Raw genomic sequence first — 10,829 nt, 5'->3', positions numbered from 1 at the left:
GCTCGGTGCCGATCTCGTGGAGCACCGGCTCCACCTCGCGCACGACGAACGGCAGGGTGACGAACAGCGTGGCGATGACCATGCCCGGCAGCCCGAAGATGACCTTGAAACCGAGCCGTTCGAGACCGCCGAACCAGCCGTCAGCCCCCCAGAGCAGGATGAGCGACACCCCGACGACGATCGGCGACACCGCGAACGGCAGGTCCACCACGGCCTGGACCAGGCCCCGTCCGCGGAACCGTCCTCGCACCAGGGCCAGCGCGGTGCCCACCCCGAACACCACGTTGAGGGGCACCACGATCGCCACGATGAGCAGCGACAGGTTGAGCGCGGAGATCGCGGCAGGAGTCCTGATCGACTGGAGGAAGGCCCCCACGCCCTCACCGAAGGTGCGGACGAGGATGAGCACGATGGGCACGGCGAGCAGGAGCACGAGGTAGCCGAGCGCCACCGTGCGCAGGCCGATCCGGGCGGCGGAGGAGGTCTTCACTGGGCCTCCTCCTCGCGGCGCAGGCTGCGGCCGGCGAACACCCGCAGCACGAACAAGGTGGCGAAGGCGATCACCAGCAGTGCCACGGACACCGCGGCGGCGTTCAGTGGCCGGTCGATCTCGATCTGCTGCTGGATGTACTGCGAGGCGACCTGGGTCTCGCGGGGGATGTTCCCGCCGATGAGCACGACCGAGCCGTACTCCCCGATCGCCCGCGCGAACGCCAGCCCGGTGCCGCTGATCAGCGCCGGGGCCAGGGTCGGCAGCACGACCCGACGGAAGGTCGTCCAGTTCGACGCGCCGAGGGAGGCAGCTGCCTCCTCGACCTCGCGGTCGGCCTCGATGAGGACCGGCTGCACGGACCGGACGACGAACGGCAGCGTGACGAACGCCAGTGCGACGATCAGTCCCGGCTGGGTGGCGTTGAGGTGGACGTGGACCGGGCTGTTCGGCCCGTACAGCGACAGCAGCACGATGCTGGCGACGATGGTGGGCAGGGCGAAGGGCAGGTCGATCAGGGCGTTGACGACGCGCTTGCCGGGGAAGTCGTCGCGCACCAGGACCCAGGCGATGAGCGTGCCCATCACGGCGTTGACGAGCGCGACGACGGCGGCGACGAGGACGGTCACGCGCAGCGAGGCCAGGGCCACGGGCGCGGTGACGGCCTCCCAGAAGCCGCCCACGCCCTCGCCGAGCGAGGTGACGGTGAGCGCCGCGAGCGGGAGCAGGACGAGGACGCTCAGCCACAGGCCCACCAGGCCGATGCCGAGCGGTCGGGCGAGTGGTCGGGCGAGCGAGAGTCGCTGACGAGGGGTGTCTGCGCGCGGCGGCAGGGACGCCACCTCGGAGGTCGAGGTGTCGTCCCTGCGCGCGTTCTGCGTGGTCGCGGTCATGGCCTACGTCGTGGCCTTGTCGTAGATGACGGCGATGGCGCCGGTCTCCTTCTTGAAGAGCGTTCCGTCGACCGTCTTCCAGCCACCCAGGTCGTCGATGGTCCAGAGCTTCTGGGGCGCCGGGAAGTCGGCCGCGAACTCCTTGGCCACCGTCGGGTCGACCGGGCGGAAGCCGGCCTGGGCCCACAGCTTCTGGGCCTCCGGCGTGAAGAGGTAGTCGTTGAACGCCTTGGCCTTGGTGAGGTTGGGGCTCTTGCTCAGGACCGCGGTGGGGTTCTCGATCTTGAAGGTGGTCGGCGGCGTGACGTGCTCCACCGGGTCACCGCTGCGCTCGGCGAACAGCGCCTCGTTCTCATAGCTGAGCAGCACGTCGCCGGTGCCCTGCAGGAACGTCTCGGTCGCCTCGCGTCCGGACTTCGGCTGCACCTTGACGTGACCCGTCACCAGCTGCTCGATGAAGGCGAGGCCCGCCTTGGGGTCCTTCCCGCCGTCGCTCTTCGCGGCATACGGGGCCAGCAGGTTCCACTTGGCGCTGCCCGAGCTGAACGGGTTGGGGGTGACCACCTCGACGCCCGGCTTGAGCAGGTCGTCCCAGTCCTTGATCCCCTTGGGGTTGCCCTTGCGGACGATGATCGTGACGACCGAGCCGAACGGGATCCCCTTGTCCTGGTTCGCGTTCCAGTCCTTGGCGACCAGACCGGCGTCGACGAGGCGGGTGATGTCCGGCTCGACCGAGAAGTTCACGAAGTCGGCCGTGGCCCCTGCCGCCACCTTGCGCGACTGGTCCCCCGAGGCACCGTAGGACTGCTGGAACTGGACGCCCTTGCCGGCCTCGGTCCTGGTGAACGCAGGGATCACCTTGTCGAAGCCGACCTTCGGCACGGCATACGCGAAGAGGTTGATCGTGCCGGTCTTGGCGGCGGCRTTCTCGGCGTCCGCCGCCGCACCGACGGTGTCGCTGGCCCCGCCGCCGCCACAGGCGGTCATCACCATCGCGCCGACGGTCGCGGCAGCGGCCAGGGCGAGGCGGGGGTGACGGCGGGTCGACTTCATCGGAGCTCCTTGGTTGCCTGAGGCGTTGGATGCGCACCCTGCGCATCTCCTATGTGACAACTAGGAGTTTGGATAGCAATGAGTTATCGGTCAAATAACGTGGCCTTATGTCTCGCATCGTGGAAAGCCCCTCGGGTATGCCGCGTGCCCGGCACGGGGCCGCCGCGCCCACGCGTCTGCTGAGGGCGAGGGTCAGGAGAAGTCGCGGCCGCGCAGGACGACGTGCTCGGGCGCCGCGAGCGCACGGATCTCCCGCCGCGGGTCTGCCGCATAGACCACGAGGTCGGCGTCGGCGCCCTCCTCCAGCCCCGGACGGCCGAGCCATTCACGGGCACCCCAGGTCGCGGCGTACAGGGCCTCGTCCGCCGACAGCCCCGCCTTGGTCAGCTCGTGGGCCTCGTCGGCCGCCAGCCCGTGCCGCAGTGAGCCCCCCGCATCGGTGCCCAGGTAGATGGGGATGCCGGCGTCCCGGGCCGCGCCGATCGTGGCGTAGCGGCGTTCGTGGAGAGCCAGCATCCGGCGGTGGTAGTCGGGGAACCTCTCCTTCGCGGGCTCGGCGACCGACGGGAAGGTCGCGATGTTGACCAGGGTCGGCACGATCGCGATCCGCTGCTCCGCGAACTGGGCGATGGTCTCGGCCTCCAGCCCGGTCGCGTGCTCGATGCAGTCGGTGCCCGCCGCGGCGAAGTCGTAGAGCGAGGCCTCACCGAAGCAGTGAGCGGTCACCCTGGCACCCTCGTCGTGGGCGGCGGCGATCGCATCGGTGAGCACGTCGACCGGCCAGCAGGGTGTCAGGTCGCCGGCGTCGCGGTCGATCCAGTCGCCCACGAGCTTGACCCACCCGTCCCCTGCGCGGGCCTCGATCCGGACCCGCTCGACCAGCTGGTCGGGCTCGATCTCGTGGGCGTAGTTGCGGATGTAGCGACGGGTGCGCGCGATGTGGCGGCCGGCCCGGATGACCTTGGGCAGGTCGTCGCGCTCGTCGATCCACCGGGTGTCGGCGGGCGAGCCGGCGTCGCGGATGAGCAGCGTCCCCGCCTCGCGGTCGGCCAGCGCCTGGGCCTCCGCGGTCGCGTCGTCCACGGCGCCGTGGGCATCGAGCCCGACGTGGCAGTGGGCGTCGACGAGGCCCGGCAGGACGTAGCCGCGCAGCGTCTGGACGTCCGATCCGCTCCCGCTCGGCCGGTCGAAGGTCAGCCTCCCGCCGACCACCCACGCCTCGGGGCGCACGTCCTCGGGTCCGACGAGGACCTCACCCTGCAGGTGCAGCACCGTTGCCATGAGCCGACCCTACCCAGCGCGCCAGTCCGGTCAGGGTCAGGCGTCAGTGGGTCTCGGTGAGCGGCTGGACGAAGCGGCGGATCGCCTCGACGACGACCTCGGGCGCATCCGTGTGCACCCAGTGCGTCGCACCCTTCACCGTCAGCTGGCGCACCTTGGGGAACATCTCCCGCATCGTCGGGAGGTCCTGGTCGGCGATGTAGGTCGAGTCCGAGCCGGCGATCCACAGGACCGGTCCGGCGAAGGGCGGGAGCTGGGCGGCAGACTCGGGCCAGGCCGCGATCGTGGACCCCGTCCCCGTGGCGGCATCGGCCGCGAACAGCTCGAGGTTGGCCTGCCAGCGCCACGAGTCGCCGTGGCGCCGAAGGTTCTGGAGCAGGAACGCCTTCACGCCCGGGTCCGGTTCCTCGAAGCGCGTCTCGGCGTCACCCCGGCTGGTCACCTCACCCAGCGGCAGCCTCCGCATCTCCTCGATGTAGCCGCTGAAGCGCTCCAGGCTGCCGTAGCTCTTGGGCGCGATGTCGACGACGACCAGCCTCGACACGAGCTCGGGGTGCTCCAGGGCGAGCAGCATGGCGGTCTTGCCGCCCAGGGAGTGCCCGACGACCACCCACGACGCGTCGGCGTCGATGCCGCGCAGGGTGTCGGCGACGGACGCGGCATACCCCTCGAAGGAGAACTCCTGCGACCACGGGGACCGGCCGTGGTCCGGGAGGTCGACGAGGGTGCTGCGGGCGCCCGTGCCCTCGGGGCCGGCGAGCGCCTTGGCGATCTGCGACCAGTTGCGCCCCTGCCCGAAAAGCCCGTGGAGAAAGGCGATTCGCGGCCCTGCGGTGCCGACCGAGAGGGTGTGCAGCGGCGCTGCGTGGCTCACCTGCCGAGGAACTTCTCGAAGCCCGCAGGCAGCTGGTTGGGGTCGAGGTCAGCAGGTATGCCGCCGTCCCCGGCGCCTGCCCCGAATGCGGCGCCACCGCCACTCGCCTTGGCAGCCGCGCCCTGCTCGAGGGCGGCCCGCTCCTCGGCGGCACGCTTTGCGGGGTTGCCGGACTTGGACTTCTTGCGCTGGGGCTGCTGCTGGCGGCCCTTCTTGCCGCCGCCCATGCCCGGGATGCCGGGCATCCCGGGGATGCCGCCGCCGCGCGCGAGCTGCTTCATCATCTTCTGCGCCTCGGTGAACCGCTCGAGCAGCCCGTTCACCTCGGACACCTGCACACCCGAGCCCTTCGCGATGCGCAGTCGGCGCGACCCGTTGATCTGCTTGGAGTGGGTGCGCTCGAACGGCGTCATCGACCGGACCATCGCCTCGATGCGGTCGAACTCGCGCGGGTCGAGGTTGTCGAGCTGGGCCTTCATCTGGCCCATGCCCGGCATCATCCCGAGCATCGCCTTCATGCCGCCCATCTTCTTGAGCGCCGACATCTGCTGCAGGAAGTCGTCGAAGGTGAAGTCCTCCTCGGCGAGGAACTTGCGCTGCATCTCCTCTGCCTGGCTGCGGTCGAACGCTTTCTCCGCCTGCTCGATGAGGGTGAGCACGTCACCCATGTCGAGGATGCGCGAGGCCATCCGGTCGGGGTGGAAGACCTCGAAGTCCTTCACGCCCTCGCCGGTGCTGGCGAACATGATCGGGCGACCGGTCACCGACGCGACCGACAGGGCGGCGCCACCACGGGCGTCACCGTCGAGCTTGGACAGCACGACGCCGGTGAAGTCGACGCCCGCCTGGAACGCGAGAGCCGTGTCGACCGCGGCCTGGCCGATCATCGCGTCGATGACGAACAGGACCTCGTCGGGCTCGATCGCGGTGCGGATGTCGGCGGCCTGCTGCATGAGGTTGGCGTCGACGGCCAGCCGTCCGGCCGTGTCGACGATGACCACGTCGTGCTGGGCGCGGCGGGCCTGCTCGATCCCTGCTCGGCTGACCGAGACCGGGTCGCCGAAGGAGCGGGTGCCCTCGCCGGTCGGGCCGACGGCGTCGTGACCACCGATGTTTCCGCGCTCGGGGGCGAACACGGGCACACCCGCGCGCTCGCCGACGACCTCGAGCTGGGTGACGGCGTTGGGGCGCTGCAGGTCGGCGGCCACGAGGAGGGGCGTGTGGCCCTGCTCCTTGAGCCACCTGGCGAGCTTGCCGGCGAGGGTGGTCTTGCCCGCACCCTGCAGACCGGCGAGCATGATCACGGTCGGCGGGTTCTTCGCGAACACGATGGTGCGCGTCTGGCCACCGAGGATGCCGACGAGCTCCTCGTTGACGATCTTGACGACCTGCTGTCCGGGGTTGAGCGCCCCCGACACCTCTGCTCCGAGGGCTCGCTCGCGCACGGCGTGGGTGAACGCCTTGACGACGGGGAGGGAAACGTCCGCGTCGAGCAGCGCGAGCCGGATGTCGCGGACCGTCGCGTTGACGTCGGACTCGGACAGCCGCCCCTTGCCCCGCAGGTTCTTGAAGGTGGCTGTCAGGCGGTCGGAGAGTGAGGTGAACACGGGCCCAAGGTTAATCGACCCCGGGTCGTGCGCCTGACGCAGCGCCACACCTCGGCGTCAGGCACACGACTCGAGCTCACGACTCGGGCACCCGACCCGCCACACGACCCGCCACACGACCCGAGTCAGGACGGTGACGCGCCGTCGCAGGTGTCGATCACCATCGACACCGTCTGGGCGACCTTGGCCGGCGACAGGAGCCGGCCACCGAACTCGGTGAGGTAGAACGTGTCCAGGGTCTGGCCGGCATACGTGGCGATGTGCGCGGAGCGCACCGAGAGGCCTGCCTTGGCGAACCCGATCCCCAGCTCGTGCAACAGGCCCGGGCGGTCCTGGGCACGCACCTCGATCACGGTCGCCTCCTCGGAGGCGTGGGGCACGACGAGGGCCCGCGCCTGGCCGGGAGACCCGGTCCCGGACTCGGCGCTGGGTCGCGCGGCGAACTGGCGACGGCGTTCGAGGAGTCCCAGTGGCCCTCGGTCCCCCTGCGCGAGCCGCTCCAGGCCGCGGACGATCCGCTCCTCCTGGGGCGGCTCCCCGCTCGGGTTCTCCACGTGCCACTCGTTGGCGGCGACGCCGTCGATCGTGCGCAGGATGGCGGTGCGGACGACCAGCCCGTATGCCGCGAGCAGGCCTGCGGTGTCGGCGAACAGTCCCAGCCGGTCGCGGTCGAAGACGTCGATGCGGTAGGACCCACCCTGCGGACGGATGATGACCCGCGGCTCGCCTGCCGCCACCGACTCGAGGTCGGCCTGGTCGACCGTGGTGGTCTCGGCCGGCGGTGGCACGCCGCCTTCCTCCCAGCCCTTGCGGGCTCCTTCGGCGAGCTGGGCCAGCAGGGTCGCCCGCCAGTCGGTCCAGGCCTGGGGGCCGGCTGCGCTCGCGTCGGCCTCGGTCAGGGCCACGAGCAGGTCGAACACGTCACGCGACCCGGACACCGCGGCCCGGGCCGCGGTGACCGTGCCGGCGTCCTGGTGGTCGCGACGGGTGGCGAGGTCGATGAGCGTGAGGTGCTCGCGGACCAGCGTGGTGATGACCTCGACGTCCGCAGCCGGGTAGCCCAGCCTCGTGGCGATGGTCCTGGCGAGGGGGGCTCCCGTGGCCGAGTGGTCGTGGGCGCCGCGGATCTTGCCGATGTCGTGCAGCAGCGCGGCGAGCAGCAGCAGGTCGGCCCGGGTGACCCCGCGCACCAGTCCCCCCGCGAGGACGACGGTCTCGATGAGGTGCCGGTCGACCGTGTGGCGGTGCACGGCGCTGCGCTGCGGGCGGGAGCGCACGGCCGCCCACTCGGGCAGCCAGCGGTCGATGATGCCGGCCTGGTCGAGCCCTTCCCAGACGGCGATGAGGCCGGGTCCGGTCGCCAGCAGGTCGGCGAACAGGTCGCGGGCGATCTCGGGCCACGGCTCGGGCAGCGTGGGAGCCTGGCCCGCGAGGTTGGCCAGCGTGGTCGGGGCGATGGGCAGGTGGCTGCGGGCCGCGACGACTGCCGCGCGCAAGGGCAGGAGCGGGTCGGTCGACAGGGTGCTGCGCGGGCCGAGGACCACCTCGCCGTCGTGCTCGAACATGCCGAACCCGAGCGGGTTGAGCTGCGGTCGCCGCGGCCCGACCCGCAGGGTGCGCGCCCGCTGGGACTGCCCGGCGCGCCGCACCGTGCCGTCGAGGGCGTAGGCGATGGTCCGGCCGGCGTCGGCCACCGACGTCATCATCTCGTCGGAGTCGCTGTGGCCGAGCAGCGCCGACACGGCGTCGTGGTCCTCACGGGTGAGCCGGTCGCGGCCGCGGCCGGTGACCACGTGGACGGCGTCACGCGCGTCGAGCAGGGTCTGGTGCGCCTCGTCCACCCCCACGTGGGGGCGATCGGTCAGCCAGGCAGCCACGAGGGCGCCGAGCACCGTCATGTCGCGCAGGCCGCCGTGGGCCTCCTTGAGGTCGGGTTCGAGGCTCTGGGCGAGCTCGCCGTGCCGGGAGTGCCGGGCCTTGAGGCTCTCGACCAGCTGCGGCAGCCGGCGACGGGCGTTCGCGCGCCAGTCGTGCGAGACGGTCGAGCGGGCTGCGGCGACGACTTCGGCGTCGCCAGCCACGCACTGCAGGTCGAGCAGGCCGACGGCCGCCGCGAGGTCGCCGGACGCGACGGTCCGGCACTGGTTGACGGTGCGCACGGCGTGGTCGAGCTTCACCCCGGCATCCCAGACGGGGTACCAGACCCGGTCGGCCAGTCCGCGCAGGTCGTCACCGCTGAGCGAGCGGCCGTAGTGCAGCAGGACCAGGTCGACGTCGCTCAGCGGCCCGGCATCACCCCGCGCCAGGCTCCCGACCGCAGCCAGGGCGATCCCCTCGGTCGACCGGCCGTCCAGAGCCACCTTCCAGACCTCGCCGAGCCAGCCTCGGGTCAGGGTCGCGATGGCGTCGCGGCGGACCTGGCCGGCTCCGGGGGCGTCGAAGCCCCTGGCCCCTGCCAGGTCGAGGCGGCGGGCCGCCAGGTCGGTCTGCTCGATCGTCACGTGCTCCACCGTGCCCCTCCGACGTTTCCGAACGTGAGCCGTCGTGTTACGCCCGTGTTAGACGTATGCCGCGCAGTGCCGCATCCATCCTCTCCCCTGTGGTCCCCTCCCCGACTTCTGGCCACCCGTACCGCATCCCGGCCCCGGAACCGGCCCCTGCTGGGACATCACTGGCCAGAAGTGCCAGCACATTCCCCACTTCTGGCCACCTGGGCCGCGTGCGGGCGCCCATCCCGGCCCTTCCTGCCGCACCCGTGGCCAGAAGTGCCGGAGCGTGCGAAGGCGCCCGGCCCCGCGAACGGGACCGGGCGCCATACCCAGTGGTTGGTGTTGTCGGTGGTGGCCCTAGAGGGCGTCGACGCCGCGCTCTCCGGTGCGGACCCGGACGACGTCCTCGACGGGGATGGTCCAGATCTTGCCGTCACCGATCCGGCCGGTCTGGGCCGCCTTGAGGATGACGTCGGCCACGGAGGTTGCGTCGATGTCGTCGACGAGGACCTCGACCCGCACCTTCGGCACGAAGTCGACGGTGTACTCGGCACCGCGGTAGACCTCGCTGTGGCCGCGCTGCCGACCGTAGCCGGACGCCTCGCTGACGGTCATGCCGGAGATGCCGTAGGCCTCCAGGGCCTCCTTCACCTCGTCGAGCTGGTGGGGCTTGATGATCGCGGTCACGAGCTTCATGCGGACGCTCCCTCAGGGGTCTTGGCAGGCTTGGCGGACGAGGTCGAGACTGCACCGGAGGAGCCGAACCGGCCGCCGGTGAAGCCGCTGAGCTCGTAGGCCGACTCGCCGTGCTCGCTCTGGTCGATGCCGTCGGACTCGACGTCCTCGGTGACCCTCCAGCCCAGGGTGTACTTCAGGGCCAGCGCGATCACCGCGGTCAGGATGCCACTGATGAGCAGCGAAGCGACAGCGATGATGATCTGCACGACCAGCTGCTTGGCCCCGCCGCCGTAGAACAGACCCGACCCGGTGGCGAGCAGACCCGCACCGATGGTGCCCCAGAGACCGGCGACCAGGTGGACACCGACCACGTCGAGGCTGTCGTCGTAGCCGAAGCGGTACTTCAGGCCCACGGCCAGGGCGGACAGACCACCCGCGACCACGCCCAGGATCAGGGAGCCGACGGGCGACAGTGCGCCACAGGCCGGGGTGATGGCGACCAGGCCGGCGACGACGCCCGAGGCGCCACCGATCGACGTGGCGTGCCCGTCGCGGATCTTCTCCACGAGGAGCCATCCGAGCATCGCGGCACAGGTGGCGGCGGTGGTGTTGAGCCACACCGTCGAGGCGAGGCCGTCCGCCGCGAGCTCGGAGCCCGCATTGAACCCGAACCAGCCGAACCACAGCAGACCCGCGCCGAGCATGACGACCGGCACGTTGTGCGGACGCATGGCCTGGCTGCCGAAGCCGAGCCGCTTGCCGACGATCAGCGCGAGCACCAGACCGGCGATACCGGCGTTGATGTGCACGACCGTGCCACCGGCGAAGTCGATCGGCAGCACGTTGGCCACGCCCTCGGTCGCGCCGAAGATCTTGGCCGACAGGCCGCCCTCCGCGCCGGACAGGACGCCGCCGCCCCACACCATGTGGGAGATCGGGAAGTAGACGATGGTCGCCCAGATGCCGGAGAAGACCAGCCAGGTGCTGAACTTGACGCGGTCTGCGACGGCGCCGCTGATCAGCGCGACGGTGATGACGGCGAACGTGAGCTGGAAGCCGACGAAGACGGTCTMGGGGATGAACACGTCGACGCCGAACACGTCGATCAGGCGCGAGCCGTCCTCACCGATGACGTTCTTGAGGCCGAACAGGTGGAAGGGGTTGGTGAACAGGCCGGCGATGTCGGACGAGCCGTCCTGGAGGTTGCCGAAGGACATGGAGTAGCCCCACAACACGTAGATGACGCCGACGACGCCGAGGGCCCCGAACGACATCATGATCATGTTGAGGACGGACTTGGCTCGCGTCATGCCGCCGTAGAACAGCGCGAGACCTGGGGTCATGAGCAGGACCATCGAGGCGGCGACGAGCATGAAGGCGGTCGCGGCCTCGTTGATCGTGGGGTCTGCCACTGGCAGCAGTGCTGGAGTCATGGGCAGAACTCTGACCGGGCGGCGTTTCGGG

General features: G+C 70.9%; 9 protein-coding genes. All 9 read right to left on the bottom strand.

Features of this window, described 5'->3' with window-relative positions:
• On the bottom strand, positions 1–490 hold a 490-nt coding region (locus AC1DVZ_RS04335; protein ID WP_477616948.1), incomplete at its 3' end, for an ABC transporter permease family protein.
• Positions 487–1,383, bottom strand: a complete 897-nt coding sequence (cysT, locus tag AC1DVZ_RS04330; RefSeq protein ID WP_477616947.1) for a sulfate ABC transporter permease subunit CysT — start codon at positions 1,381–1,383, stop codon at positions 487–489. The genes AC1DVZ_RS04335 and cysT, both read right to left, overlap by 4 nt.
• 3 nt (positions 1,384–1,386) lie before the next feature.
• Positions 1,387–2,436, bottom strand: coding sequence for a sulfate ABC transporter substrate-binding protein (locus AC1DVZ_RS04325; protein WP_477616946.1), 1,050 nt, complete (start codon positions 2,434–2,436; stop codon positions 1,387–1,389).
• Positions 2,437–2,628: 192 nt separating this feature from the next.
• Positions 2,629–3,717, bottom strand: coding sequence for an amidohydrolase family protein (locus AC1DVZ_RS04320; protein ID WP_477616945.1), 1,089 nt, complete (start codon positions 3,715–3,717; stop codon positions 2,629–2,631).
• A 43-nt stretch (positions 3,718–3,760) separates the two neighbouring features.
• Positions 3,761–4,591, bottom strand: coding sequence for an alpha/beta fold hydrolase (locus AC1DVZ_RS04315; protein WP_477616944.1), 831 nt, complete (start codon positions 4,589–4,591; stop codon positions 3,761–3,763).
• Complete coding sequence (gene ffh, locus AC1DVZ_RS04310) at positions 4,588–6,198, bottom strand: signal recognition particle protein (RefSeq protein ID WP_477616942.1); 1,611 nt, start codon at positions 6,196–6,198, stop codon at positions 4,588–4,590. The genes AC1DVZ_RS04315 and ffh overlap by 4 nt, the downstream gene beginning before the upstream one ends.
• A gap of 125 nt (positions 6,199–6,323) precedes the next feature.
• Positions 6,324–8,699 carry a [protein-PII] uridylyltransferase gene (locus AC1DVZ_RS04305; protein ID WP_477616941.1) on the bottom strand — a complete coding sequence of 792 codons (2,376 nt, stop codon included), beginning with the start codon at positions 8,697–8,699 and terminating at the stop codon, positions 6,324–6,326.
• 345 nt (positions 8,700–9,044) lie between these two features.
• Complete coding sequence (locus AC1DVZ_RS04300) at positions 9,045–9,383, bottom strand: P-II family nitrogen regulator (RefSeq protein WP_344131170.1); 339 nt, start codon at positions 9,381–9,383, stop codon at positions 9,045–9,047.
• Positions 9,380–10,798: an ammonium transporter gene (locus tag AC1DVZ_RS04295; RefSeq protein ID WP_477616940.1), complete on the bottom strand. Its 1,419-nt coding sequence runs from the start codon at positions 10,796–10,798 to the stop codon at positions 9,380–9,382. The genes AC1DVZ_RS04300 and AC1DVZ_RS04295 overlap by 4 nt, the downstream gene beginning before the upstream one ends.
• Positions 10,799–10,829 lie beyond the last annotated feature (31 nt).

Source organism: Pedococcus sp. P2_E5, from assembly GCF_056403895.1.
This window is presented reverse-complemented; position numbering and strand designations above follow the sequence as displayed.